General features: G+C 59.8%; 26 protein-coding genes. 12 read left to right on the forward strand and 14 right to left on the reverse strand.

Annotated elements, in window-relative coordinates:
* On the forward strand, nucleotides 1–202 hold a 202-nt coding region (locus tag P3T24_RS36010), incomplete at its 5' end, for a hypothetical protein (RefSeq protein WP_429441542.1).
* Here P3T24_RS36010 and P3T24_RS36015 read toward each other — a convergent pair.
* Nucleotides 186–446, reverse strand: coding sequence for a DUF6723 family protein (locus P3T24_RS36015; protein WP_074266311.1), 261 nt, complete (start codon nucleotides 444–446; stop codon nucleotides 186–188). The two genes, P3T24_RS36010 and P3T24_RS36015, sit on opposite strands and share 17 nt — an antisense overlap.
* A 129-nt stretch (nucleotides 447–575) precedes the next feature.
* Nucleotides 576–845: a hypothetical protein gene (locus P3T24_RS36020; RefSeq protein WP_074266312.1), complete on the reverse strand. Its 270-nt coding sequence runs from the start codon at nucleotides 843–845 to the stop codon at nucleotides 576–578.
* Between the two features lie 217 nt (nucleotides 846–1062).
* Here P3T24_RS36020 and P3T24_RS36025 point away from each other — a divergent pair, with 217 nt between their 5' ends.
* Nucleotides 1063–1266, forward strand: a complete 204-nt coding sequence (locus tag P3T24_RS36025; protein ID WP_074266313.1) for a cold-shock protein — start codon at nucleotides 1063–1065, stop codon at nucleotides 1264–1266.
* A 172-nt stretch (nucleotides 1267–1438) separates the two neighbouring features.
* On the opposite strand, the gene P3T24_RS36030 is transcribed toward P3T24_RS36025, so the two are convergent.
* The gene (locus P3T24_RS36030) at nucleotides 1439–2149 is read right to left on the reverse strand and encodes a lysophospholipid acyltransferase family protein (protein WP_074266314.1); all 711 of its coding nucleotides are present in this window, start codon (nucleotides 2147–2149) and stop codon (nucleotides 1439–1441) included.
* A 457-nt stretch (nucleotides 2150–2606) separates the two neighbouring features.
* Between P3T24_RS36030 and P3T24_RS36035 the strand changes: the two genes are divergently transcribed.
* The 3 genes from P3T24_RS36035 (at nucleotide 2607) to P3T24_RS36045 (ending at nucleotide 4064) form a co-directional block, all read left to right on the forward strand.
* Nucleotides 2607–3281 carry a response regulator transcription factor gene (locus P3T24_RS36035; RefSeq protein ID WP_429286098.1) on the forward strand — a complete coding sequence of 225 codons (675 nt, stop codon included), beginning with the start codon at nucleotides 2607–2609 and terminating at the stop codon, nucleotides 3279–3281.
* A 145-nt stretch (nucleotides 3282–3426) separates the two neighbouring features.
* Nucleotides 3427–3696 (forward strand): DUF4148 domain-containing protein, encoded by a 270-nt coding sequence (locus tag P3T24_RS36040; protein WP_074266316.1) that lies wholly within the window; start codon nucleotides 3427–3429, stop codon nucleotides 3694–3696.
* 92 nt (nucleotides 3697–3788) lie between these two features.
* Entirely contained in the window at nucleotides 3789–4064 is a 276-nt protein-coding gene (locus tag P3T24_RS36045) for a DUF4148 domain-containing protein (RefSeq protein ID WP_429286099.1), read from the forward strand.
* A 173-nt stretch (nucleotides 4065–4237) separates the two neighbouring features.
* Here the strand turns inward: P3T24_RS36045 and P3T24_RS36050 are convergent, their stop codons facing one another.
* From P3T24_RS36050 to P3T24_RS36070, 5 genes are all read right to left on the reverse strand, one after another.
* Nucleotides 4238–4918 carry a response regulator transcription factor gene (locus P3T24_RS36050; protein WP_429286100.1) on the reverse strand — a complete coding sequence of 227 codons (681 nt, stop codon included), beginning with the start codon at nucleotides 4916–4918 and terminating at the stop codon, nucleotides 4238–4240.
* 13 nt (nucleotides 4919–4931) lie between these two features.
* Nucleotides 4932–6395, reverse strand: coding sequence for a sensor histidine kinase (locus tag P3T24_RS36055; protein ID WP_429441544.1), 1464 nt, complete (start codon nucleotides 6393–6395; stop codon nucleotides 4932–4934).
* Between the two features lie 580 nt (nucleotides 6396–6975).
* Complete coding sequence (locus P3T24_RS36060; RefSeq protein ID WP_429441546.1) at nucleotides 6976–8121, reverse strand: porin; 1146 nt, start codon at nucleotides 8119–8121, stop codon at nucleotides 6976–6978.
* Between the two features lie 338 nt (nucleotides 8122–8459).
* A complete protein-coding gene (locus tag P3T24_RS36065) occupies nucleotides 8460–8771 on the reverse strand; it encodes a DUF4148 domain-containing protein (protein ID WP_429408452.1) in 312 nt (103 codons plus the stop codon).
* Nucleotides 8772–9032: 261 nt separating this feature from the next.
* Nucleotides 9033–9335 (reverse strand): hypothetical protein, encoded by a 303-nt coding sequence (locus P3T24_RS36070; RefSeq protein ID WP_429441548.1) that lies wholly within the window; start codon nucleotides 9333–9335, stop codon nucleotides 9033–9035.
* Nucleotides 9336–9700: 365 nt separating this feature from the next.
* Between P3T24_RS36070 and P3T24_RS36075 the strand changes: the two genes are divergently transcribed.
* From P3T24_RS36075 to P3T24_RS36085, 3 genes are all read left to right on the forward strand, one after another.
* Nucleotides 9701–11716, forward strand: a complete 2016-nt coding sequence (locus P3T24_RS36075) for a VTT domain-containing protein (protein WP_429441550.1) — start codon at nucleotides 9701–9703, stop codon at nucleotides 11714–11716.
* A gap of 111 nt (nucleotides 11717–11827) precedes the next feature.
* Complete coding sequence (locus P3T24_RS36080) at nucleotides 11828–12874, forward strand: VTT domain-containing protein (RefSeq protein WP_429441552.1); 1047 nt, start codon at nucleotides 11828–11830, stop codon at nucleotides 12872–12874.
* 111 nt (nucleotides 12875–12985) lie between these two features.
* Entirely contained in the window at nucleotides 12986–13189 is a 204-nt protein-coding gene (locus P3T24_RS36085; RefSeq protein WP_074266324.1) for a cold-shock protein, read from the forward strand.
* Between the two features lie 95 nt (nucleotides 13190–13284).
* Here the strand turns inward: P3T24_RS36085 and P3T24_RS36090 are convergent, their stop codons facing one another.
* Nucleotides 13285–13899, reverse strand: coding sequence for an H-NS family nucleoid-associated regulatory protein (locus P3T24_RS36090; protein ID WP_429286105.1), 615 nt, complete (start codon nucleotides 13897–13899; stop codon nucleotides 13285–13287).
* Between the two features lie 261 nt (nucleotides 13900–14160).
* On the opposite strand from P3T24_RS36090, the gene P3T24_RS36095 reads away from it, so the two are divergent.
* Nucleotides 14161–15450, forward strand: a complete 1290-nt coding sequence (locus P3T24_RS36095; protein WP_429441554.1) for an Nramp family divalent metal transporter — start codon at nucleotides 14161–14163, stop codon at nucleotides 15448–15450.
* A 15-nt stretch (nucleotides 15451–15465) separates the two neighbouring features.
* Here P3T24_RS36095 and P3T24_RS36100 read toward each other — a convergent pair whose 3' ends face one another.
* Together P3T24_RS36100 and P3T24_RS36105 are read right to left on the reverse strand one after the other, a co-directional pair.
* Nucleotides 15466–17286 carry a diguanylate cyclase domain-containing protein gene (locus P3T24_RS36100; protein WP_429441556.1) on the reverse strand — a complete coding sequence of 607 codons (1821 nt, stop codon included), beginning with the start codon at nucleotides 17284–17286 and terminating at the stop codon, nucleotides 15466–15468.
* Between the two features lie 507 nt (nucleotides 17287–17793).
* Nucleotides 17794–18735: a LysR substrate-binding domain-containing protein gene (locus P3T24_RS36105; protein WP_429441614.1), complete on the reverse strand. Its 942-nt coding sequence runs from the start codon at nucleotides 18733–18735 to the stop codon at nucleotides 17794–17796.
* Between the two features lie 392 nt (nucleotides 18736–19127).
* Between P3T24_RS36105 and P3T24_RS36110 the strand changes: the two genes are divergently transcribed.
* Nucleotides 19128–20714 (forward strand): inorganic phosphate transporter, encoded by a 1587-nt coding sequence (locus P3T24_RS36110; protein WP_074266328.1) that lies wholly within the window; start codon nucleotides 19128–19130, stop codon nucleotides 20712–20714.
* 109 nt (nucleotides 20715–20823) lie between these two features.
* Here P3T24_RS36110 and ppk2 read toward each other — a convergent pair whose 3' ends face one another.
* The gene (ppk2, locus tag P3T24_RS36115) at nucleotides 20824–21750 is read right to left on the reverse strand and encodes a polyphosphate kinase 2 (protein ID WP_074266329.1); all 927 of its coding nucleotides are present in this window, start codon (nucleotides 21748–21750) and stop codon (nucleotides 20824–20826) included.
* 308 nt (nucleotides 21751–22058) lie between these two features.
* Here ppk2 and P3T24_RS36120 point away from each other — a divergent pair, with 308 nt between their 5' ends.
* Together P3T24_RS36120 and P3T24_RS36125 are read left to right on the forward strand one after the other, a co-directional pair.
* The gene (locus P3T24_RS36120) at nucleotides 22059–23105 is read left to right on the forward strand and encodes a S1C family serine protease (protein ID WP_074266330.1); all 1047 of its coding nucleotides are present in this window, start codon (nucleotides 22059–22061) and stop codon (nucleotides 23103–23105) included.
* A 129-nt stretch (nucleotides 23106–23234) separates the two neighbouring features.
* A complete protein-coding gene (locus P3T24_RS36125; protein ID WP_429441559.1) occupies nucleotides 23235–23504 on the forward strand; it encodes a hypothetical protein in 270 nt (89 codons plus the stop codon).
* A 95-nt stretch (nucleotides 23505–23599) separates the two neighbouring features.
* Here the strand turns inward: P3T24_RS36125 and ggt are convergent, their stop codons facing one another.
* Entirely contained in the window at nucleotides 23600–25327 is a 1728-nt protein-coding gene (gene ggt / locus P3T24_RS36130; RefSeq protein ID WP_429441561.1) for a gamma-glutamyltransferase, read from the reverse strand.
* 109 nt (nucleotides 25328–25436) lie between these two features.
* Nucleotides 25437–26840, reverse strand: a complete 1404-nt coding sequence (locus tag P3T24_RS36135) for an MFS transporter (RefSeq protein ID WP_429286110.1) — start codon at nucleotides 26838–26840, stop codon at nucleotides 25437–25439.
* Nucleotides 26841–26844 lie beyond the last annotated feature (4 nt).

A 26844-nucleotide genomic window follows, 5' to 3' on the forward strand; every position in this document is an offset into this window, starting at 1 on the left:
AAATCATGATCGAATGAACCCCAAACACTTGACCTTCAATACAGTTGCTTTCTTTGCGGCGGCAAAGAAAGTAAGTGCCGCCCCGCACAGGGGCAAAGCTAATAGACCGATAGCAATGCAAGGAAAGGCCAACACCGCCAGAAAACACCCAACCCAAGGCACCGCAGGCAAAAACCCCCAACCCCCTACAACTCCGGCCTAACCAAATCCCCAGCAACAATCCCCTCACCCCGCACCTGCGCGGCAGCCAACGCCTCGACCTTGGTAACAAAAGGCCCAATCTCCCCCGCCCCATCGAATGGAAACAACACCTTCCCATCGGTCTTGCGAACCACCTTCAAGACACCAAAAAACCGCCGATACCCGGCGAGTCGGGTCGAAGCCGAGACTTCGAAATCACTCTCGGACTTCGCTGGAACACTGGGAATGAATGCAGACTTGCTCATACGTCGAAACGAGGTGAGTTAGGAAGCGCAAGCGCCCACGACCACGTACGGATCGCCGCAGGCACCCAAAGCAAACCAGCATTGTCGCAAATCTTCACGCACCGCGAGTGACACGAGCGCGATACCAGATCAATACGCTTCCCTGAACCACGGCCCCCACACCGCTCCGTCGCCCTTCAACCGCGTATAGGTAGCGCTTTGCCCCGTCGGAAGCTCCGACGTATCGCCCTGCGGCTTGGCGTCAGTGGTATGTAGCGCAAATGCCTGCCGCTCGTCCGTGTCCACAGTGACACGCCCAATCGGCTCCAGAACGTCGCTTTGCGCGGATTCCAGCAGCGCGAAGTAAGGGGTCAGACGGCCCCAAAACGATGTCAACTCTTCCTGCAAGTAATGTTTCATGTATTTCCTCGGGAGAGTGTGCACGCAGTTTACCCTACCCTGACATTACAGTTTCCCAACACCGCCTGACTGCCATTTGTCCGATTTAAGCGACCTACAGAAACATCATGATTGGCAGGTTTGATATCAGCGTGGTACAAAGTCATTCTTCGCGTTCGGTCGCGGGGCGAAGACGCGGCACACGCGAACGCGACATTTAAATTGAATGGATTAAAAAATGGCAACCGGTATTGTGAAGTGGTTCAATGATGCAAAGGGTTTTGGTTTCATTACGCCTGACGGCGGCGGCGAAGATCTGTTCGCGCACTTCTCGGAAGTTCAGGGAAGCGGCTTCAAATCGCTGCAAGAAAACCAGAAGGTCAGCTTCGAAGTGAAGCAAGGCCCGAAGGGTAAGCAAGCGGCAAACATCACGCCGCTGTAACAGGCCGGGACGTTCGTTCCCCCCTGCTGCAAATGGCCCGCCTCGGCGGGCCATTTGCTTTTGTGACAGCCCAGGCCGCCATAAGCGCCTTTATTGTGAGTTCACAGGCAATAAATACTTGACCGGATGTCAAAGTCCGGTAAATCGTACCCGCGCATTTTTCGCAGAGCCATCAGAGCTTTAGCAAAGCCGTTTTCATCCAGTCGTGAACCGCCCGGCTCAACTCCTGTTGCGAAGTCTCGACAGAGGAAAACTCGGGACCCACGACGACCCGAATATGCCCTTTCCTGTCTGGCCAACCTTTTGCCGGCCAAACTTTTCCCGCGTTATGCACCACAGGTACCACCGGGGCACCGGTCGCACATGCCAGACGGATACCGCCCGAGGTCAGCCGAGGCGGCGCGTCGTGCGGCACACGGGTGCCCTCCGGAAAGATCACCACGACATCACCCTTAGCGAGACGCTCGGCGCACTCTTGCGTGACCGCCTGATGAGCCTGACGTGGCGACCCGCGGTTCAGGCTCACCATATCGAGGCCACGCAGCACCCAGCCAAAGAACGGAATGCGCAACAGATCTTCCTTGAAGACGAAACTGATGCGCCGTGGAAACAGCGCGAGAAATGCCAGCGTCTCCCAAGTCGATTCGTGACGGCACAACAGAATCGACGGCCCATCCGGAAGATGTTCAAGCCCTTCCACCGAACAGGTCACGCCGGGTAGCCAACGCATCCATGCAACCATTGCACGACACCATTGCGCTGCCAGCCAGTAGCGTCCAGACCTTCCCGCGAAAGGAAACAACACGAGGATGAACGCGGAATAGACCGTGCCGCTGCCGAGCAGGCAGACAATGAAAAACCATTTGAGGAACTTGGAGCGCATGAAAAACCGAGTGAATAATGAATGGAGCCGGAATGTGTTGCGTCGCCGCCCGTCCAGATTGCGTGCGAGCCCAAACGCGCGTGTGTGATGTCGCGCGCGGTGGTGTCGTGACTGAAACCTCGACGGCAGGCCATGCAGGCTGGCGGCCGCAGAACCGGTAGCAAGCTAGTCTGACACAAATTAAATCCGAGCCCACGCCTCGCGCGCATTCATTTCGGCTCGAAACACCTTCAAGCCATGGCGGCTCCCGCCTGTAGCGAGCCACTGCATAACGCCACACGTCGCGCCCGGCTCCGTTGCAAAACCATTAAAAACACTTAATCCATGTGGCGACGCCAGGTTACCAGCCGTCGGCGATGATGACCCTGTGATCTGTCCGATGGTCCTCCATGCACGCATTGTCAGCAGTGCGAATGCAGGGTCGACTCGTGCCTCCTTCTTCGTAAACTGATAAGCCATGCCTAAAGTGCTCTCTGTGGAAGACGATGAATTGATGATTCACGAGATTGTGAGCTCGCTCTCGGAGTCTGGCTATGAGGTCGACGTCGCACGCTGCGGGCGCGATGGCATCGCCAAAATCATGGCGTTCCCCTACGATCTCGTCACACTGGATCGCACGCTCCCTGACCTCGATGGCTTGACGATTCTCACGACCATGCGCGACGTAGGCATCGATACGCCCGTACTGCTCGTCAGTTCCATGTCGAATGTCGACGAACGCGTCAGGGGCTTAAGGGCAGGTGGCGACGACTATTTGACCAAGCCGTTCGCGCGCGAGGAAATGGCCGCTCGCGCCGAGGTGCTTCTGCGGCGCAAAACCCCGCAGCGCACGGCTGAAACCAGCCTTCAGGTGAGCGAACTGAAATTCGACCTGCTCAAGCATAGGGCCAGTCATCACGGTGAAGTGCTCGACCTCCAGCCAACCGAACTCAAACTGCTCGAATACATGATGCGCCATTCGGGCCAGGTGCTCACGCGCACGATGATCTTCGAGGGCGTATGGGGTTGCCGCTTTGATCCGGGCACCAATCTGATCGATGTTCATGTGGGGCGTTTGCGCAAGAAGCTCGGCGCTGCGGGAGAAGACCCGCAAATCCGCACAGTCAGAGGCTCCGGTTACATTCTCGGCTAAACATAGCTGCCGATTAAAAATCTCTTCACTTTCATGCTCGCGTTGCGATAGGCCCACCGCTCTATTCTGCTTCTTACCGAGACGCACATTGCGTTGTGCGGTACAGCCCGGACCTAAACCATCTCTTCCTCATAGAGGAGCAGTCATGAAAGCCATCAAGATCGCAGCTCTGCTGGGTATTCTCGCAACCAGCTCGGCCTTTGCCCAAAGCAACCCCGCCACTGCCGCTACATCCAACAACGCCCCGAGCACCGTGGCGATGTCGAACGCCGCGCCGCAAGACGCCGGAACGTGGGTTCCGCCGTCCCAGGCGATTGCACCGAAGACCCGTGCCCAGGTGTACGGCGAACTCGTGCAAGCCGAAAAAGACGGTCAGCTGAACTACCTGAACACGGTCGTCTACGCCCATCCGTAAGCGCGTCGCGGGATGCCGGCGTGCACCGGCTGGCATCCCGCGATGCAACCCGGCTTCATCCGGTTTTGCACTTTCTTAACAAGGAATCCGCCATGAAAACCCTCATGCTGGCAGCGCTCATCGGCCTCGCCGCAAGCAGCAGCGCATTTGCCCAGACCAACACGGGAGCAAACGATCCGCATGCGGCATCGAGCGACTCCAGCTTCACCACCGCAGCAGCAACGCCTGATCAAGCCGGCCAGTGGGTCGCACCTTATGGTCAACCGGTTGCGGGACGAACCCGCGCACAGGTGTATCAGAGACTCGTCACAGCCGAGCAGGACGGGCAACTCGCATATCTGGACCGCACCGTATATGCCCATCATTGAGCAATACGCGCCGGATGACCGGCCCGCTTCAGTGGGCAGACCCACGTAACGCGAACAGGTCAATCCGGCCACCTTAGTTCTCCGAGATGTTCAGTTATCCTTTTGATACCCGCTCCGTGCGGCGCCAGGCTGGCCGCTCCTTCTCCTGTCCACGCGGCGTTACCGTTTAATGTTCAACGCGAAGCCAACTGATAGCCGTAGCGGCTAATCGTCTCGACCCTCGCTCTAAACTCGTTCAGTTCCAGCTTGCGCCTCAGACGCGACACCACCAGGTTGACGCTGGAAGGATCGACATCCTCCTTGTCCGGCCATGCATAGCGGATCAGCTGATCTCTCGCGACCGGCGCATTCACCTGACGCAGCAGACATTCAATCAGCAGATACTCGCGTTTGGTCATCAGCACGCGTTTGCCGTCTTCGACAAGATCGCGCGTGAGTGGATCCAGTCTTAGCTGGATTAGCGTGGCCGACGGTTGAGCCGAGCGCGCCACCGATGCCCGATGAAGCGCCAGCATGCGCTCCTGCATCTCCAGAAACGAATACGGTTGCACGAAACAGGCGTCGGCGCCCGCGCGCAGCACCCGGGCACGATCTTGCGAACTGCCGCTGGCAAGCGCGACGATCACGGCCGGCGCACGTGGCAGCCGCGCCAGTTCGGGTAGCGCGTCGAAGAGCGAGGTCATCAGCGTGACGCCTACAGCGGAAATGACAATCGCATCGAATTCCTCATGCGAGGCAAGATAGAGCGCATAGCGGAGATTGTCCGCTGCCTGGACGCTATGCGCGCTTTCCCTGAATGCCTTATGTAGGTAAACCGTCTCCGCTTCGGAGGAAGAAACCAGCAGGATTCTCATCTATCGTTATGACCTACTGCAAGTTGTGTGGCCAGCAATCGATTGTGATTGTCGTTCCCCGGTCTTCACCACCAATGCGCAGCTCGAAGTCATGCAGCCGGATGATTGCCGAAACGATGCCAAGTCCAAGACCGGTTCCCGGTACGTGACGTGTCTGCTCGACACGGTAAAAGCGGTTTAGCACTGCGTTACGCTCGCTCACGGGAATACCGGGACCGTTATCGGCAATCACGAGTTGCGGCCCCGACTGGCTCGACCAGAGATCGACGCTCACCTCGCCACCGTTGGGCGCGAATTTGATCGCATTGTCGAGCAGGTTACTGAATGCCTCGAACAACAAGGCGCGGTCAGCATGCAATGGTCCGACAGCTGCCGTGCTGGACTTCAGAGTGATCGACTTCTCTTCGGCAAGCGGTTCATAGAGCTCGCACAGCTCGTCGACCAGCGTTTGCAACGAAATCACGTCGAAGCCGCTGCGCCGTTGCAGCGCTCCGATCTCCGAAATACGTAGCATCGCCCCGAAACGTTCGAGAATCGAGTCGGCCTCGACGCGCGCGTTAGCGAGCAGCGAGTCGGCCGCGCTGTCGCCCGTGGCCCGGACCCGCTCGGCGAGGTTGGCCAACTGCAGACGCAAACGCACCAACGGCGTACGCAGATCGTGCGCAATGCCATCGCATGCGCCTTTGACTTCGTTCATGAGGCGCTCGACTTCATCGAGCATGTGATTGACGAGGTGACACAGCATGTCCAGTTCGTCACGACCGCCGGTCGGCAAACGTTGCGCGAGATCCCCGTTGGCGATGCGGGTAGTCACGCGCCGCATGTCCGCCACACGGCGCATCTGACGCAGGCTCAGCAACAGGCCGGTGGCAAGACTGAGTCCGAGACATAGCACGCCGCCGCCGATCAGCACTTTGGTCAGTTCTTCCCGCACATGCTGCACGTCGGACAGGTTGCGTCCTATGACGAGCTTGACGCCGTTGTCGCGGAGTTCCCCTATCACACGCACCGTGGGCATCGACGCGTTATCCGGCAGTTCGATCGTGCGTCCCATACTGGTGCTATGGGATTCGCCCGCTTTGTCGAGCTTCAGCCCGGGTGGCATCGTGGCAATGTCCCCCGCGATCCGATGACCGTCCGGAGCGAATACGCCGTAGTAATTGGTGTGCCGGATTTCGCGCTCGAGCCTTTGGTTGATGACGGAGGCAAGCTGATCGTCGGACTTCGAATCGAAGTAACGCATCTGCCAGCGAATCCCACTATCGGCTTCGCGTTCCATCGCCGCGCCCACCGAGTATTCGAGAAACCCCAGCAAGGCCACGAAACACAGGGTAAAAATCGCTGCGTACGCCGACAGCCATCTAAATGTAGTGGTATGCCAGCGCTGCCCGGAACGGCGCCTGGCAGCCGTCTCCTGTTTATCGCTGGAGATCGCCTTCCCCCGTACTTTGCCAAAATCCAGAGTGGACACGGTCATCGGCCCCTCACTTGTAGATTTGTTGAAAGCGTGGACTTGATGGACATCCTCGCGACGCTAGCGGTCAGAAGGAAAATGGATTGAGCGTAAGACCACATAGTGAACATCCGAAAGTCATGCGCGTTTTCTGCTATCGATGTCGAAAGCTTCAACATCGCCAAAAACATTACAATCAGGATTCCATAGCTTACAGATTCTGCTATATTTAATTTATGAGGCGTCTCGTCTACGCTTCTCACGACTCGCCTGCATCAGCGTCCATGCGAAGCGCGTCGCCAGACAAAGCCCTGCCAATCTCCTGTTGCGCGCCACCAGGACATGGTCATACTGGTTACAGTCCTGGCATCATAGCTCCGCACGAATAAATACCAGGCCGCACGAAGATGAAAAACCCGTCACGTTTGTACACATTGCATGAAACATCAATGCAAATTCTTTACATTGAGCCAACTGCAGGCCATCAAATGACTCACGGGAGATTGCGTCGAAGGCCACCTAAGCACCAAATGCCGCAACAATGAAAAAGGCACACGCCGGAATCCGGCGTGTGCCTTTTATGCTGAAGCTAAGGTGAGACGTCTTAGAAGCGATGCGTCATCGCGATGCGATACACCATCTGGTTGCCGCTCGACGACTCGCTCGGCGATCCGAGAATGTTCGCATAATCAAAGTCCTGGCCAGTCTTGCCATCAGCATGCTGGTACGCCCCCTGCACGTAAACCGAAGTGCGTGCACTCAGATCGTAGTCGAGCATCAGCGATAGCTGGTTCCAGTTCGGATCCGAACTGCCCGTCACCGTTGAAACGTGCGCGCGCGTAAACGTATAGGCTGCGCCCAGCCAGAAGTCATGCGCAAAGAAGTACTGGCCGTTGAGTTCGATATTGTCGAACTTCCATGAGTTTTGTGTTCCGGGAGCCGGTTGCGTAACGAAGTATGCGTTGGAGGTCGGATTGTAGATATCCACGTGCGAATAGGCCAGCGAGACAATCGCCTTGTCGGCGAACTTGTACGAAAAGGCCGCATCGATGTTTTGCTGCGAGCTTGCAGTGAACACCACTGTCGCGCTCGGCGCCGCGCCACCGGCAGTCGCACCGCCGTTGTCGGTCTTCATATAAGCGGCAACTGCAGTGACCGGGCCCATCTGGTACTGGACCGCTGCGCTGTACACGCGATTGTCGGCGAACCCGCCCGCCTCGTTGCTAAAGCCGTACAAGGCCTCGCCGGTGAAGCCCGCAACCGTGGGCGACACATACTTGACCGAGTTCTGGATACGGTAATCCCAGTCCGCGTTGTCGTTGTCGTACGGGTGCGAACCAAGGTCGCCCTCCCAATTGCCGGCCGCCGTGAGAGCACTCCACATATCGACGGTCGGATCGTATTGACGGCCCATCGTGATGGTTCCGTACTGCGCCGACGACAAGCCAACGTAAGCCTGACGTCCGAACAGCAGACCGCCTTGCCCCATCGTGCCGGTGTTGGTATTGAAGCCGTTTTCCAAACGAAAGATTGCGCTCAGGCCGCCGCCAAGGTCTTCGCTGCCTTTCAGGCCAAAGCGGCTCCCGGCCGTGTCGCCGCTCACCATCTGGTAGCCACGGTTGCCGGCGGCGTTGGTGGTGAAATCGAAACCCTCATCGATGAGGCCATAAAGCGTGACACTGCTTTGAGCATGCGCGACATTACACAGCGCAAGTGCGGACAACAATCCGGCCAAACATGGTTTCTTCATTTGCCTTGTACCTGATGAGTGAGGTGAGAGAGTCTGTTTTTTCCTTTGCCCTTCTGCGCTCTGCGGCGCTGTCACTGCTGGTTGCGGCAGCAACATGAAAGTGCAAGCAAAGTTTAAGTAGCCACTTTTCTTGACGAGACGGCACTAAAGAAAGTCAGACTTTCAACAAACGCAAGTACGAAAGGCAGCCGCTCCATCGCCTTTGGTGGAGCGGTCTCGAGTTTCCTTTTTTGAAAAAAATGGCTCGTTTTAGGCGCGCAAGTGTCGTACGACTGCGACAACATCGGTCAAAACAAGCTTCCCGGCTATTGCCGGACACGGTCATGCGCTGCGGGTCGCTATGGCGTCGCCGAGTATTGCGCGGTCGCCACACCGTTCGAAGCCGTGCAGTCCCGTCGATATTCCGCGTTCAGCTTCTTCTGGGCGGCCATGAGATCGGACGGATAGTAGTTGTCGTTAGCGCTCGGGTCATAGCCGACCGCTTCAAGCTCCGATAACTCGTTCATCAATTGCTTATGCGTCACCTCGGTTTTGAGGCGCGTGAACGGATAGTCGTTGCATTGCTGCGGTGTCAGTCCGGGGGATGCCCAGCTAGCCGCGCTGACGGTCAGCAAAACCGCTGCCGCTATTGCCTTTTCGAAGTGTTTCATTTGTGCCCTCCAGGGTTAGAGCCATTGAGCAGGCCTAACGCGAGAAGGACGTTCTTACGTTGGCCTGCTAAACAAGGACCTGCAGGACAAAGTTAATCTTCCCAGCACGTAAACGCCGTTTCGCCAAGATGAAGAATGATTTAGTGTCAACACGTCTGGACATATGAAACATAGATAAGAAAATTATTTATCAGTTATCCATATTAATAAGCACCGCTGCCGGCTGACGATTTCTTCGTTCGGCTAGGGCAGGTCTGGACGTCATCGGCCGCGGAAAATGTTGCATTGCGGGCCGGCGACGCATCGCGGGCCGCCCGACTGTCCGTTGGAATCCACACTGCCTCCATATGATGAGTTAGTTATAGCGCGCGCCTGCGGCGTGCCGGGCTGCCCCGTTTCGCTATAGGGCATGTCTGTCGCATCTTGCGCGGTCTCGTTCGCGTTCTGCTCCAGGATCGCGCGCCCTCGCGCCTGCATGTCCGGGCGAATCTCCTGCCCGTTTGCTACGCTGGCCGCCAGCAGCAGCCCTGCGCCAGCCAACGGCAACACGATAAGTGTTTTCATCTCGACACTCCTTGCATCCTCAAGCGGGCTCGCAGCATGTCACCGTGGCCCGCTACCCGACTAACGACGCCTGTCGCCCTCCTCATTGCCGGAAGCGACAATGCAGTGCAACAAACGGGCGTCTGAAGTGGTGGATGCCGGTCCCAGACGCAGAGAATGCCCGCACCGCACCTCCGTTATAGGTCAAGTTCGCAAGACGTCAACGGAACGTCCCGCCAGCGCACACTCCCGCAGTCCAAGGCCGTCACATTGTTTGTCGACCGCATGCTTCGGTGCGGCATGACATCTGCTGAGGTTATATTCTGATATGACACGTTTTCCCGTTCGCAATCATTCGTCATAGTGCTGGACCGCCGGAGAGGTAGATGGAGCAAGCGTATGTTCACCTGTTGCACCTGCTCGGCGGCCACGCGGGATGGACGTTGGCGGTGGTGTTCCTGGCGGCGTTTCTGGAGTCGGTCGCGGTCATCGGCACCTTCGTCCCCGGTAGCACGGCCATGTTTCTGGCCGGAGCGCTAGTCGGCACAGGTGCGCTCAACCTCGGCTGGCTGTTCGCCTGCGCGTTCGTCGGCGCCATCGCCGGCGACGGTCTTAGTTATTGGATCGGCCACCGCTACCGCAATACCCTCGTCCAACTCTGGCCGTTCCGCACGCATCCGCAGATCCTGCAGACCGGCCACCAGTATTTCACGCAGCACGGCGCACGCAGCGTGGTGTTTGCCCGTTTCATCGCACCGGTGCGCGCCATCGTGCCAGTCGTCGCAGGCATGCTGGGAATGAGCCCAACGCGCTTCTACGCGATGAACGCACTGTCTGCCGTATTGTGGGCACCTGCGCATATTCTGCCGGGGGTCGTGTTCGGCGCATCCCTGCAACTAGCCGGCGCCGTCTCGTTTCGTCTGGTGGCCGTCATCGCAATTCTCGCCGCCATCGGGTGGTTGAGCTTTCAGGCCATGCGCCACATCGTCTTGCGCGCGCGGGCATGGGCCAACGCATCGCGTCGCGAGCTGGTCGCATGGGCCCGTTGTCACAACGGACGTGCAGCAACTTTTCTGGTGCAGGTGCTGGACCCCCAGAGGCCGGCGATGGGTATCGTCGCCATCATCTCCGTACTGGTGCTGTTGTTCGCTGGGATATTCTTCGGCGTGTTTCAAGGCGTGTCCAATGGCGCCCCGCTGGTTCAGATCGACATGTCGGTGTATCGATTCCTGCAATCGATCCATTCTCCCTGGGCCGACTCGCTAATATCAGGCCTCGCCACGCTAGGCAGCCTCCCTACGCTGGGCGCCGTTGTGGCGACCGTTATCGTCTGGATGACATACGAACGGCGTTGGCTCGCCGTCGCCTACTGGTTGGCGGCAGTCGCCTTTTCGCAATTGCTGATCTTCGCCATCCAGTTGACGGTGCGGCAGGTGTCGCCCGTTTCCACCGGCTTCGAAGCGTATGCCTTCCCTAGCAATCACGTGGCGGCAAGCGCGATCGTCTACGGTTTTCTCGCCTTCCTGCTGTCACGTCGCGTCGGCAAAATCCAAGGGATCCTCGTGACGACGGTCAGCGCAGCGATCGTCGTGGCAGTAGCATTCGCAGGGCTCTACGTCGGGCGCTTCGCGTTTTCCGATGCGGTGGGCGGGGCGGCGTTCGCGGCGATCTGGGTCGCCGTCGTCGCATTGACCGCCGTGTGGCGCAACCCTGACATGCCCACTCCGCGCGAGTTTATGCCCGCTGTGATGTTGCTCGTGATCTGCGCCAGCGCGGCACCCCAGATAGGACTTCACCGTTTGAGCACCGCACCGCCCAGCGAACAGCACCCTCCTCTCGAGGTCGTCACCGAAGCGCAATGGACCGACACGCTCTGGAAAACCTTTGCCTGCTACCGCTCTGACATGACAGGCGACCGGCGCGAGCCGATCACCGTGCAGTGGTCGGCCAACCGCGAGCAGATCGAATCGCAACTGGCCGACCGCGGCTGGATGGAAGGCACGCAACTTTCGGCGCGCTCCATCCTCTCGCTGGTGGCTCCCGACCCCGAGGCGACCGCGTTACCCGTTTTGCCAAAGCTCAACAACGGCGAGCCCTCGACACTCGTCTTTACCCGTGCCCGCGAAGCGCGCGACGAACGCGACGTCTTACGCTTCTGGCCCACCACGTATGCCGTGCAACGCAAAAGCGGTGGACCCTCCGCGCAGATCTGGCTAGGCTCGCTGGTCCATGAGCGGTTGCGGCGCCCATCGTGGCCGTTCAATGTGCTACGCCCCGACCGGCAAATCGATCCGCTGATCGCCGTCGAAGGACCGAAAGGTCCATGGCGCGAACTTGAAGTCTCCAGCGACGCCGGATGCGAAGGCGTGCGCGTGACGCTGATCGATTCAAACGTAAAATAAAAGCGTGTTGACGCCTGCCCGGGCATCCGGCTTGCGCCTACAACATTCCACGAACGCGGATGCAGCGACGCTGCTGCTGCGCCCTCAGCCGTGACTTCAGGAGCCGCGCAATTGATAGAGTTTCCGCAATCGGAGATTTCGACGTGGGGTGGCGCGGTCGTCTTTCTAAACGTGTTTCTGACCCGTCTCGGCGTGCCTCTGCCTGCGGTGCCCGTCCTGCTCTTCGCCGGTACCGCGATCGCAAGCGGTGCCCTGTCGTTCTGGTACGTATTGCCGGCAGCGGTGCTCGGTGCGTTGCTCGGCGATGGTATCTGGTTCACGGCGGGACGCCTGTATGGCCAGCGGCTGATTAACGCGCTCTCGCGGCTATCGATGTCTGCTGGTGCACGCGTGCGGACTACGCGTTCCCTGTTTGAGCGCTTTGGCGCGCCGATTGTGTCGGTGTCCAAATTCATTCCGGGTCTTGCCCTCGCCACCCCGCCGTTGATGGGAACAACGCGTGTCGACCCAAAGATATTCGCCGCATGGGATCTGCTAGGCGCTGTGATATGGGCAACGTTCTGGCTGCTCGGCGGCGCCCTGTTCCAGAAGCAGCTGGGTCCGTTCGTGCTCGCAGTCAGGGCACATGGGACCACAGTGATCGATCTGGTGCTGGCGGCGTCGCTCCTCTACTTCGTGCTTCGCTGCATCCAGCGCTGGCGCTTTAGACGCTGGCTCAAGCAGGTTCGGATTACCCAGGAACAGTTTGAGGCAACCCTGCATTCGGAGTCGCCGCCGATCATTCTGGACGCACGGCCGGCGTCCGCGGTGCAGGACGATACCCATCGCATTCCGGGCGCCCGGCGGCTCGACGCGACTTCGGCGGCCGACATCGAAGAGGCTTTACCGGGAAAGCACCGCGTGGTGTATTGCGTGTGTCAGGACGAGGACACAGCCATGCGCATCAGGTTGCATATGCGCCGTAAAGGGTTTACGCGGATTCGCGCGCTCAAGGGCGGGCTCGATTCCTGGGCACGCCGTGGCTACGCCTTCGACCCGTTTCCTTCACGGGCCAGCGCGGCCGCCCTGGCAGCACGGGTGGAGAGTTTGCGCTCGGAGACAGAGGCCGTCACGCTGCGCGGTGTCGCGCCAAGGCGAGAAAGTTCCGGTAAACCGTAGCCTCCCTGGTTGTGGATTGTCATTTTACTGTGGTACAAAGACGCGTCGCGCTCCGTCAACCGTGGCGGCACGACGCCAACACAACACGTCTTTTTTGGAAAACTCAGGAAAATGGCAACAGGTACAGTGAAGTGGTTTAACGATGCAAAGGGCTTTGGTTTCATTACGCCGGACGGCGGCGGCGAAGACCTGTTCGCGCATTTTTCTGAAGTCCAGGGAAGTGGCTTCAAATCGCTGCAGGAAAACCAGAAGGTCAGCTTCGAAGTGAAGCAAGGCCCGAAGGGCAAGCAAGCGGCTAACATCACGCCGCTGTAAGCAGCCGGAACTCGCGTTCCCGCAGGACATTGGCCCGCCTTGGCGGGCCAATGTCGTTTTCAGGCATGAACTGTTGAACGTATCAACAGACGTTGTTACGCAGCGACCGCGCTCGACGCAGCCTTTTTAGCTGCCGGCCGACCCCGTGACGCTTTCTTTGCCACCGGCTTTTTCACGCTTGCTTTCTTCTTCGCGGCGGATTTTTTCGCCGGGGCTTTCGCGGTCACGGCTTTCTTAGCTACGGTCTTCTTCGCGGCGGCTCGCTTGCCGGGCGCTTTCTTTGCGGCCGCTTTTTTCGCCGATACCTTCTTTGCCGCAGTCGTCGCTTTGCTAGCGCCGCTGCCGTTCAATGCGATCTCAGCTGCGCCGTCAATGAGGAAACGGGTACGGTCCTTCACGTCCTTGATCCAGGCGGGCGGCCGTGCGTGACCGCTCCACGTTGCGCCGGTTTTAGGATCACGATACTTCGGTGGGAGCTTGCCCTTGGCGCCGGCGGCAGTCTTCGCAACGCCATTGGAAAGACGGCGCCCCGCTGCTTTAGCTTCACGCCTCGCCTTGGCACGGGCTTCGATATCCGCAGTCGTCAAGCCGTGCTTGATCATCAGTTCGCGGATCTGGTCGACGGCCGCTTGCGCGCGTTTGGCAAGCAAAGCTTCGGCTTGCGCCTGGAGTTTTTTCATACGCGCTTGAATCTGCTCGAGAGTGGCCATACTGCCTCCTTACGTGTGGACGATGGTCGCACTATGCCATGAGCACACAACAAAGCGCTATGGTTTCGCGCACAACGAGACAAGGCATTGCACTTATCGGCACTGCATCGCTCAAGAAATATCCGCTTGCCGGGCGTTCAACTGTTTCATTAATAGAACTGATCATAGGTCATTCCTATTCGTCCGCCCAAACCCGTGGCACGAATAATGCTGTCCAGCAAAGGGTAGCTGCGAACGAGCCGCCACCTTCAAGGAACCAACGTGCCCACTGAACCATTAGATCCAGAGCTTGTGGTCGAAGATGAGGCCGGCCGGTCGTGGACCAGGCGCCTGGGTCCGGGCCTCGTGACGGGCGCGGCCGACGACGACCCGAGCGGTATCGCAACGTACTCGCAGGCCGGCGCACAATTCGGCTTCGGTCTGCTGTGGACCATGCTGCTCACGTTCCCGCTGATGGTCGCGATTCAATCGGTCAGCGCGCGCATGGGACGGGTTACCGGCCGCGGACTCGCCACCAATCTGCGCCGCCACTATCCTTCGCAGATCCTTTATGCCGCCGTGATGGTTCTGCTGATTGCCAATACGATCAATATCGCCGCCGACCTCGCGGCAATGGGTGCGGCCGCCAAACTCGTGCTCGGCGGTCCCGTGCCGGTTTACGTCGTTCTGCTGGGCACTTTTTCCCTTTTGCTACAGGTCTTTGTGCCATACGAGCGCTATGCCCGCATCCTTAAGTGGCTCACGCTCGTATTGCTTGCGTACGTTGCGATTGCGTTTGTCATTCCGGTCGACTGGAAGGCCGTTGGCCTAAGCATTGTCAAACCGCACATTCAGTTCTCCGGCCACTACCTGACCACCGTCGTTGCCGTGCTTGGCACCACGATCAGCCCTTATCTGTTTTTCTGGCAGGCCTCGCAGGAAGTAGAAGAGATTCGCTCCGAACCGGGGCAAGAGGCCTTGCTGCGCGCGCCGCAGCAGGCAGAGTCCCAACTCAGCCGCATCACCTTCGATACGTGGATTGGCATGGCGATGTCGAATGGCGTGGCGTTCTTCATCATTCTTGCCGCGGCGACGACCTTGCACGCACATCACATCCAGATCACCACTTCCGCCGACGCCGCAAGCGCCTTAAAACCGATTGCCGGTTCATTCGCATTCCTGCTGTTCAGCCTCGGCATTATCGGCACCGGCCTGCTCGCTCTTCCTGTGCTGGCGGGATCTGCGGCTTACGCCGCTGCCGGCACGATGAAGTGGCGTAACAGTCTGGCGCTACAGGTTAGCCTCGCCAAGCAGTTTTATGCGGTGATCGCGATCGCGATTCTCGGCGGCGTCATACTCACCTTTGTCAATTTCGATCCGATCGACGCGCTTTACTGGAGCGCCGTCGTGAACGGGCTAGCGGCGGTACCCATCATGGTGCTGGTTATGCTCATGTCGGCGCGCCGGGACATCATGGGCGAGTTTATCGTGACCGGTCTGTTGCGCTGGGTGGGATGGATCGCGACTGCGGTGATGGCGTTAGCGGCACTGGGAATGTTCTGGCCGACGTAACTCTTTAGACAAATATCAGGCAAGCGAACCGAGACCTGCGTCGTCGCTCTCGGACACGTAGATCTGATTGCGGCCTCGCCGTTTGGCAACGTATAAGGCACGGTCTGCTGCCGCCACCAGACCACTCGCGTCGCGACCCTCGCGCGGCTGTTGTGCTGCGACACCCAGGCTCACGGTCACTACGCCAGCGGGACTCGCCAGGTGCGGCACCTGCAGCCCTTCAACCGCCAGACGGATACGCTCGGCGACCCGCCGTGCACCGTGCAGATCGGTGTCCTTAAGGACCAGCGCGAACTCTTCGCCGCCATAGCGGGCCACGATATCCGAGGGACGCCGCGCCGACAGGGCAATCGCCTGCGCGATCGTCCGCAGACAGTCGTCGCCGCGCTGATGACCGTAGTGGTCGTTAAAACTCTTATAGGCGTCGATATCGATCATCACGACTGCCATAAAACTGGCGTCATTGGCCTCCGCGAGGTGCCGCCATTGATGCTCCAGTTCGCGGTCGAAATGCCGGCGGTTAAAGAGCCCCGTTAAACCATCGCGATAGGCTAGCCCCTGCAGTTCAAGACGTTCTTCGGCAAGACGCTGTTCGGCAGCTTTGCGTGCGGTGATGTCACGAGCCGTCGCCGTCAGCGTTTCAGGCTGCCCGGAAAACGGATCGATCACCGGACGAAGGTAGGTTTCGAGCCACAGGATCTGGCCGTCGGGTCGTCTGAAGCGGCTCACCTGCGAGACCTCGCTCGCGCCGGCGGCCAGCTTTTCGATAGCCGTAGCCAGCGCGTCGCGATCGTCGGCAATCACCAGATCGGGAAAGTATTCACCAATCAGCTCGTCAGGATCGCGACGCATAACCGTTTGAGCTCGCGGCGAAACATACGTCAGACGGCCATCGAGCGTCACGCTCATAACGATGTCGGTCGCGTTCTCCGCAAGGATCCGGTAGCGCCGCTCGCCCTCGCGCAACAGCCCTACCAGACGGCTGCGCGAAACTTGAGTCGCGCTGATCGGCAGCGCAATGCCTAACGCAGCCAGCAAAAACAGTTGCAGCGAAAAGATGCGCGCTTCCATGTTCGCATACGGATACATCCAGAGCGGTCCAATGCCGTGCATGGTGAACGCCACCGCAATGGCAAGACACAGCATCAGGCCGACCATGACGCTAGCGAGATCCGCCTGAAATGCCAGCAACATGATTGGCAGCAACGCCCAGTAGAGCAAAGGGAACTGGTTTTGAGCAAAGACGCCGGTCGTTACCGCGCAAACCAGCAGGAGCAGTCCCAAGGTCTTTAGACCCCGCTCCCCACGCAACAGATGGGCACCCTCGCCGCTCCAGAGCACGAGCGCGCCAGGCGTAAAGATGGCCAGACTGAGTGCGTCCGAAACGAACCAGTTAGAGAAATCAGGCAGCAGATTGCCGCTCAGTTGCCCACGCAACAGCACGCTTGCCAGCACACCGGACACGAGCGGCGCGAGTATCACGCCGCCGGCGATGAATCTGACGAGCGCTTTAGGCCGCAGCAGTTCGGCGATCGAAGTCACGCGTGGCGCAAAGCTAAAGGCAATCAGCACCTCGAGCGTATCGGCAAACGTGTAAGAGAGGGATACCGCAAGGCTCTCGCCAAGCAGATTGGCCGCCATATTGCCTGCTATGCCGCCGGCAAGCACCCAGTAGCGCTGGGCCGGCGCGGCCACCATCATCTGGCCCAGTAACAGCGCATTCGCAAGCCAGATGGCCGCAATTTCGCCTGCCATGCTTTTGAGTGCGCCACTCAGCATACAGGTGAGCATCGTCACCGCGAACGCAAGCAGCGTGGCGCGCAGTGTTGCGCTCACTCTTTGCCGACGTGTTGCACCCGGAAATCCCGGCGATTCTCCTGCTGCTTCTTCGCTTGACTGCCCCATACGCTTGCTCTCAGTTCTTCTTGTTGGCGTAGGCTCGCACGGAACTTCCTGCCGTTCCCCGACGCGCGGCCTTACCTTGTTCTTCAAGACGATCTTGCGATTCGTCCCCGCGGAGCCAGTGTATAGAGATTCGCGCGAATCCAGGGCGGGCGCCTTGGGCTGAACGTGCAGAACACCGCAGAACGCGAGCTTTTAAGCGCAATGCTTAACTTACAGGAGCTTAATCAACCCGCTCGGACGACTTGCAAGGTGTCGGTTAGCGCGATTTTATGGAGAGCGCATTGTTCGCAGGCCTAAGCCGTTGGCCCAATCTTATGCGTGGTGGGTAGCCACCACGCATGGGCGACCAAAGCGAACAGGGCAGCCAAGGCGGCTAAAGCCCGCTAAAGCGGCGTGGGCGACGCTGCCCATCAAAGATCGCCGTTGTCACATCGCGGCTCAATGTCCGCTGGCCAGCCGGTCCGGCGACGATGCCGACGGCTCCTGATTGCGTGCGGTAGACCACATTTCCTGTTGCAGCCAGTCGCGAAACAAGGCCAGTTGCGGTAAGTCGTCCTGCTCGGGGCGTGTCACCAGCCAGTACGACTGGTGGCCATCGACGTGCACGTTCAGCACCTGCACGAGTTCGCCGTTTGCGAGTTCGCGCGCGATCATATGGCGGTCGGCGATCGTGATGCCAAGACCGTCGACGGCCGCGCGAATCGCCAGGTCGAGCAGATCGAATTCGTAGCCACCGGTCGTATCGACGCCGACAATTCCCGCTGCTTTTAGCCAGTGCTGCCAGGTCAGATAGCGCTGCTCGTCGCTCGCCAGCACGTGCAGCAACGTGAACTGATTCAGGTCGATGCCCTGTTGTCCCGCATGCCGCGCGAGCAGCGCCGGCGAGCAAACCGCGATATGCCGCTCGCTCATCAGCAAGCGATTGTCGAAGCCCTCCCATTCACCGTCACCGAAACGGATGGCACAATCGAGCACGCCCGATTCGGCAAGCTTGTCCTCGACGCGCGTCGACAGACTCAGTTCCAGCTCCGGATGTTCGTCGCGCAGGCGTCCCAGACGCGGCATCAGCCAGCGGCTGGTAAAGGTGGGCGGCGCATTGATACGCAAACGGTTAAGGTGGGTCTTTTCCTGAATGCTACGCACGGTCAGTTCGATCTTGTCGAACGATTGCTGCAGCGCTTGCAGCAGCAGGCGCCCCGCCGCCGACAGCTCAAGATGGTGATGGCGCCGTTGCAGCAGGGATTCCCCGAGTTGCTCTTCCAGTTGACGCACTTGCCGGCTAACCGCGCTCTGCGTGACATTCAACAGTTCGGCGGCACGTGTGAAGCTGCCGGTGCGGCCGGCCACTTCAAAGGCTTTGAGCGCATTGAGCGCGGGCATTTTTCGTTTCAAGGGCGTCTCTGATCGGATGCGGCAAAGCGGAGTGACATTTTACGCGCTCGCCACGCTGGTCCTTTCGCCGCTCACGAGTGCGAAGAGATGCCGGCCACCGCACGCAAGATTCAACCGTTCAATGGACAGACAAATTACTTCGTATGACGAATTGATTTGAAAAGGCACGCTTGCAGGTCCGCCAGGTGCCAGAATTTATGTCGCGAATCGAAATAGTAGTTGAATTCCGTATGCGATTTTCCGATGGGGCCGCCTTACCAGGTAAGGCTTACGCCCTTTCGTTGCTTTCAAAGGGTCCGAAAGACACATCTCTGTCATAAACACGACATATTCGTAAACCAGCATGAAACGTTGACGCGACTACTTTTTGGGGCAACGCCATGCCGGAACTGTCTTACCCGCAAACGCCTGCCACGGGCGGCCGAAACCGCAACATTGGTATGATCATTTTCCTGATCGTGATCGCGATTGGTGCGGTGTACTGTGCCGCCCATCTGGTCAGCGATCTGCAGTCGGTTCAATCGCTCAGCTTTCTGCCTTACCTGTTGCTTGGCGTCGCGTTGCTGATCGCGCTCGGTTTTGAGTTCGTCAACGGCTTTCACGATACCGCGAACGCCGTCGCCACCGTCATCTACACCCATTCGCTTGCGCCGAATTTCGCGGTGATCTGGTCGGGCACGTGGAATTTCCTCGGCGTCCTGACATCGACCGGCGCAGTCGCCTTCGGCGTGCTGCAGCTTCTGCCCGTCGAACTGATCCTGCAGGTCGGCAGCAGCGCGGGTTTCGCGATGGTGTTCGCACTGCTGATCGCGGCGATCATCTGGAACCTCGGGACGTGGTTCTTCGGCTTGCCCTCATCGAGCTCGCACACGCTGGTGGGATCGATCATCGGCGTCGGCCTGATGAACCAGCTGATGCACGGCTCCAGCGGCACGAGCGGCGTGGACTGGAACCAGGCGTTGGGCGTCGGCAAGTCGCTTGTGTTCTCGCCTATCGTCGGTTTCCTGCTGTCGGGATTGCTGCTGATGGTCCTGAAAGCGGTCGTACGTGTGCCGGCCCTGTATGCCGAACCGAAGGGCAACGAGCCGCCGCCGTTCTGGATTCGCTGCCTGCTCATCCTGACCTGCACGGGCGTCTCGTTCGCGCACGGTTCGAATGACGGCCAGAAAGGCATGGGCCTCATCATGCTGATCCTGATCGGTACGGTGCCGACCGCCTACGCCTTGAACAAGGCCGTGACGCCTGCGGAAACGCAAACCTTCGTCGCCGTGTCGCAACAGGCCGCCGCGACGTTCGGCAAATACACCAATGGCGCACCGCCGTCGGCCCATCCGCGCGCCGACGTCGAAGCGTATGTGCAGACGCATAAATTGACGCCGGAGACGCTGCCTGCGCTCCAGCAGCTGACCACGCAGATTGGCCAGCAGGTTGGCACGTCCGGCTCGATGGCAGCGGTGCCGCAGGATGTCGTCGACAACGTGCGCAACAACATGTACGTCGTCTCCGAAGCGGTTCGCCTGATGGACAAGGCCAAGCAGCCCGACTTTGCCGCAGACGACGACAAGGTGATCGACAACTTCAAGAAGCAGATCGATCGCGCCACCAAATTTATCCCGACCTGGGTCAAGGTCGCAGTAGCGATCGCGCTCGGCCTGGGGACGATGGTGGGCTGGAAGCGCATTGTCGTGACGGTCGGCGAAAAAATCGGCAAGCAGCATCTGACCTACGGGCAAGGCGCGTCGGCGGAACTGGTGGCGATGCTGACGATTGGAGCGGCTGACGTCTACGGTCTGCCGGTGTCGACGACCCACGTGCTGTCGTCAGGCGTGGCCGGCACGATGGCAGCCAACGGTTCCGGCCTGCAATGGAGCACCGTGCGCAGCCTGCTGTTGGCATGGGTGCTGACGCTGCCAGTTTCGATCGCGCTGGCAGCAGGCTTGTATTGGGTGTTCCTGCACGTGTTCTGAAGCCTCAGCGGACGGGGTTGTGGCGGCACGACAGGCCGCCCATCCCGTCAGCCATAAAAAAGCGCGGCTCACAAGCCGCGCTTTTTTTGTCACATCGATCCACTCAAACTCAATACAGTTCAGGCACGATCATATTGGCCGGCACCGGTTGCCGGATGTACTCGCTGTTATGCACACGCTCCGGCAGGTTGATCGTCGGATGCTCGATCTCGTGGTACGGCACCTGGCTCAGCAAATGGTGAATGCAGTTCAGACGCGCGCGCTTCTTGTCGACGGCCTGCACGACCCACCACGGCGCTTCGGGAATATGCGAACGCTGCAGCATCACTTCCTTCGCGTGCGTATAAGCCTCCCAGCGGCGGCGGCTTTCCAGGTCCATCGGGCTCAGCTTCCACTGCTTGAGCGGATCGTGGATGCGGGTCTGAAAGCGGATTTCCTGCTCTTCGTCGGTGATCGAAAACCAGTACTTGATAATCTGCACGCCGCTGCGCACCAGCATCTTCTCGAACTCCGGCACCGAGCGGAAAAACTCCTCGTACTCTTCGTCGGTACAGAAGTTCATCACGCGCTCGACGCCCGCCCGGTTGTACCAGCTGCGGTCAAACAGCACCATCTCGCCGCCAGCCGGCAGATGGGTTGCATAGCGCTGGAAATACCACTGCGTGCGCTCGCGATTGTTCGGCGCCGGTAGTGCCGCAACCCGGCACACGCGCGGGTTCAGGCGCTGCGTGATGCGCTTGATCGCGCCACCCTTGCCTGCCGCATCGCGTCCCTCGAAAATCACTACCAGACGGTGCCCCGTCGCGACGATCCAGTCCTGCAGTTTGACCAGCTCCCCTTGCAGACGGAACAGCTCGCGGAAGTAGTGCTTACGCGCCTCGCGATGCTCGGGTGAGAAGCCCGCTTCGCCGTCGCCGATGCGGTCGTCTACCTCCATCTCGAGCTCTTCGTCGTACGCGTCGATGAGATCCTCTTCAAAACGGCGCTGCCGTTCTGCCATCGATGCCGTATCGGCGCTGGGATCCTGCTCTTTCATCGCGACTCTCCTGAAACGGGGAATAGGTAGGCGCACCGCGCGAACCGCTGCGGCAACCGCCCGATTATCGAGTACCGAGGTGTCACTGTTATTACTGGGGCGACATACGTAGCGCCTGAAGGGCCGCCACGGATGATTTCCGCCCATCCGGACGCTGATCTGCGCGCAAAGCGTCGTATGCAAACCATGATAACCAGTTTTGGCCACCTTTAAATTGGCCTACGGCCAGTTTCTCACGCCCTTTCCCGTGCCTTGAAAACCGGCAGACAGCCCTGCAGTTACGCTCCCGCCTTGTCCGGAGCTTCACCATGGGAAGCCGTCCCCGTTTTATCGACGACCTGTCGCGCGCGGCGTCTGAGCCCGTTGCGCCTGGCGGGTCCACTGGCCCGTCCGCGCTATCCGACGACGCCCTGCTCGACGCCTACTCGCGCACCGTGATCGGCGCGCTGGAGCGCGTCCAGCAGGCAGTCGTCTTCATTTCCGTCGAACACCGAACCCCCGCCAACCCCGGTGGCCGCGGCACACGCGGCGGCACCGGCTCGGGCTTTCTGTTCACACCTGACGGCTACCTGCTGACCAATAGTCATGTCGTGCACGGCGCCGCGCAGATCCGCGTGACCCTCGCGGACGGCAGCCAGTTCGACGCCGATCTGGTCGGCGACGACCCCGGCAGCGACCTCGCCGTGCTGCGGATCGGCTCGGCCGAACCATTGCCGCACGTCGAGCTCGGCGAATCCGGGCGGCTGCGGGTCGGTCAGATTGCGATTGCGGTTGGCAACCCGCTCGGCCTCCAGCAGACCGTCACGACCGGCGTGGTGTCCGCCCTCGGCCGCTCGCTGCGCTCGAACTCGGGCCGCATGATCTACGACGTGATCCAGACCGACGCGGCCTTGAATCCCGGCAATTCAGGCGGTCCGTTGATCAACTCGGCGGGTCAGGTGATTGGCGTGAACACGGCCATCATCCCCGGTGCTCAGGCCATCTGCTTTGCCACCGCAATCGACACCGCCAAGTGGGTCATCATGCAGATCTTCGCGCATGGCCGCGTGCGCCGTGCGTATATCGGCGTAGCGGGCACCACGACGCCGCTGTCGCGGCGTGTACAACGCTACTTTGGATTGAACTCGGAGACCGGCGTGCGGGTGATGGAAATCGTCAAGGCGAGCCCGGCCGCGCTCGGTGGACTGCGCACGGACGACACGATCGTCGCGATCGATGCGCTGCCCGTCGACGGGGTCGATAGCCTGCAACGGGTGCTGGATGCGTCGCGCATCGACCGTCCGGTCAATATGACGGTGTTGCGCGGCGCGCAGCGGCTCGAGCTGACGCTGACGCCGGTCGAACAGACGAGTTGAGATTGATGCGAAGAAACGCACCAGTGTCACGGCGATTTTCTATACTGAGGGAACCGACCCTCGAGCGCATTCAAACTGCATGGGATCGGCGCAGGTGCTTTAGCGCCAACGCCGACACAGGAGAGCGATGTGACAAGCAACTATCAGGTGCGAGTCACGCGGAACACCGCCGACTACGACGACTCCGGCGTGCCGCGTGTGACGAAAACGCCGGCGCGCGTTGAAATTGCCGCATCGCGACGCGAACTGGTGTTTGCCGATCGCGACGCCCTGCAGCAATTTATCGACGCCTGCGTCAAAGCCCGCGAAGAGGCATTCGGCGTCACGTCGAACTCAGCCCTCTCGGAGGCCGATAAGACCGCCTGGGCGCGCTTCCTCGGGCGGTTTACGGAGTTGTAAGCGCATCGCGCGTCGACTGCTCGAGCCGTCTCGTGCTGCACTGCATGGCGGCGGTGCAGTGCTGAACGCGCGCCCGCCGCCGCCATTTCAAACGCTCACTGAACCACTCGCGTCACACCGCGGCCACGCGGATCGGCAGCCGGCTCCGGCGTATCGCCATTGACCTTGATGACCTGGATATCGCCGCTGAAATCCTGGCCTTTCAACACGTAACCCTTTGCCTCGATCTGCTGCGCGAGATCGCCGGTAATCGGCTTGTACGGCTCCCAGAAGATCGTGTTAGGCGGCAACAACTGGTGATGAAAGCGCATCGCGGCGACTGCGTCGGGCAACGGCATGTTGAAGTCGTAGACGTTGTTGATCACCTGGAAAATCGACGTGAAGATGCGCGAGCCACCCGGCGTGCCGATCACCAGCGACACCTTGCCGTCCTTCGTCAGGATAGTCGGCGTCATCGACGAAAGCGGACGCTTCTTCGGCGCGATCGCATTCGCATCGCTGCCCACCACGCCAAACTGGTTCGCCACCCCCGGCTTGGCGGAGAAGTCGTCCATTTCATCGTTGAGCACGATCCCTGTGCCGTCCACCACGACGCCCGAGCCGAAATAGCCATTGAGCGTATAGGTGTTCGATACCGCGTTACCCCACTTGTCGATCACCGAGAAATGCGTGGTCTCGGCCTTCTCCGGCATCGAGGTGCCGAGTCCTGGCTGCACACTCTTTGTGTCCGATGGAGTCGTGGGGTTAACGTCGGCGGCGCGTTTGGCAAGGTACGCATCGTCGATCAACTGCGCCACCGGCACCTTGTAGAAATCAGGGTCGCCCATGTACTGGGCACGGTCGGCAAATACACGCTTTTCGATTTCCGCAATCAGGTGCACATACTGCGCCGAGTTGAGCGGCACGTCCTTGAAGTCAGGTGCGATATCCGCCTTCATCTTTAGCAATTGCACGAGACCGACACCGCCTGAGCTCGGCGGCGGCGCGGTGATCACGTGATAGCCGTTCCAGTCGGCCTGAACCGGCTCACGCCAGATGGCCTTGTACTCATGCAGATCCTCTTTCGTGATCAAACCGTGGCCGCGCATAGACGTGGCGATCAGGTCGGCGGTCTTGCCATCGTAGAAGTCTTTGGCACCCTGATTGGCAATACGCGTCAGCACAGCGGCAAGGTCCGCCTGCTTGAAGGTGACGCCCTGCTTGAGATTACCAAAGTAGGTATCGAAGTTGGTCTTGCCTGCAAAGTCTTTAGCGGCATCGTCACGACGCTGCTGCAACTGTTCGCTCACTTCGAAGCCGTCTGTAGCGTACTTGATGGCCGGAGCCAGCACCTGCTTCCACTTCAGCTTGCCGAAACGGCGCTGCGCTTCCCACATGCCTTCGACCGTGCCCGGCACACCCACCGCGCGATAACCGAACAGGCTCATGCCTTTGACGACCTCGCCCTTGTCGTCGAGATACATATTGCGTGTGGCCGCAAGCGGCGCTTTCTCGCGATAGTCGAGAAAGTACGGTTTGCCGTTGACATACAGCGTCATAAAGCCACCACCGCCAATGTTGCCAGCTTCCGGATACGTCACGGCAAGCGTAAAGGCAATCGCCACGGCGGCGTCGACGGCATTGCCGCCTTCCTTGAAGATCTGCTCAGCGGCATCGGCGCTAAACTTGTCGGCCACGGCAACGGCCGAAGCATCGAGAACTGCGGGTTGCTGATCCGAAGTCTTCGCGTACGCCGGCACCGCTTCGAGGAACCCGCTCGATACGGTAAGGAATGCTGCTAACGCAAATGCGCAAGCAGACAACTTTACTTTGCCTACTGACATTGACTGTCCTCCTTGACCATTCCCTGACTAAACAAAACCTCTGCCTTGGGCTTATAGCACGCTCACCAACGTTTGCGAAGGCAAAACCTGTAGTCCTAACTTTGCACGCTTAGGCGCGGCCCCGGCTGCCCTTTGCGATCTCATCGCCACTACCCTGCGGCAGACGCGCCGTAACAGGAATCGAACCCACTGAGAACAAACCCACCACCAGAAACGCCGGCCAGAAGTCCGACCACACAATCGCCGGATGACCCTGCAGATGGTGCGAAATCTCCAGCACGATACCGCCGATCGTCACGCCGAGCCCAAGCGAGATCTGCTGGATCACGCTCGCCACGCTAGTGGCACGGCCGATGTCGCGGGCCGGGATATCCGCATAAGCAAGCGTATTCAGCGAGGTGAACTGCAGCGACGGGAAGAAGCCGCCGAACAGCACGATGCACCAGATCGCCCAATGCGGCATGCCGGGGAAAAACAGTCCGTAGACCGCGATCGCCAGGCCCGCCAGGCCCGCATTGACCATCAGCACCTGGCGGAATCCGAAGCGCTCCAGCACCCGCGAGGCGGCCGCCTTCATGAAGAACGCGCCGAACGCTGAAGCACAGGTAATTGAACCTGACACGAAGGCCGTCATGCCAAGCCCTTCCTGCAACGCTAATGGCAGCAGAAACGGCACCGCGCCAAGACCAATGCGAAACAGCGAGCCACCCAGCACGCTTGCATGGAAGCTCGGAATGCGCAGCAGACGCAGATCGAGCACCGGCAGTTCAACACGGCTCGCATACAACCAGTACACGAGCAGCAACGCGGCGCCGGCCACGCACATACCGAGCGACAGACTGTTCGACACCAGTTCGCCGCCCACCAGCGACGCGCCCAGCATAAACAGCGAAGCGCCGGCCGCCGACAATACGAAACCGAACCAGTCGAGCCGTCCCGGATGCGCCTCGTGGACATTGGCGATGTGCTTGTTCGTGAGCCAGATGCCGAGCACGCCGATCGGAATGTTGATGAAAAAGATCAGGCGCCAATGCAGATACGTGGTGATGAACCCGCCGAGCGGCGGTCCAAGCACGGGGCCGAGCAACGCGGGCACCGTCAGGTAGTTCATGGCCCGGATGAACTCCGACTTCGGCAGCGAGCGGAAAATGATGATGCGTCCGACCGGCACCATCAACGCACCGCCAAGTCCCTGCACGAAACGCGCAAACACAAACGTGCCGAGCGAACTCGACGCAGCGCACATCAGCGAGCCGGTCATGAAGATGCCGATTGCCGTGCGAAACACCGTGCGTGAGCCGAAGCGGTCGGCCACCCAACCGCAGATGGGAATAAAGACGCCGAGGCCGATCACGTAACTCGTGATGGCAAGCTTAAGGGTAATGGGACTTTGGCCGAGGTCGCGCGCGAGGACGGGGAGCGACGTCACGATGACTGTGCCGTCCACGTTTTCCATGAACATCGCACATGCGACGATCAACGGAACGATGAATGCACCCAGGGCGAGAGGCATTGGC

The sequence above is a fragment of the Paraburkholderia sp. GAS33 genome (assembly GCF_050436645.1).
GTDB lineage: Bacteria > Pseudomonadota > Gammaproteobacteria > Burkholderiales > Burkholderiaceae > Paraburkholderia > Paraburkholderia phenazinium_B.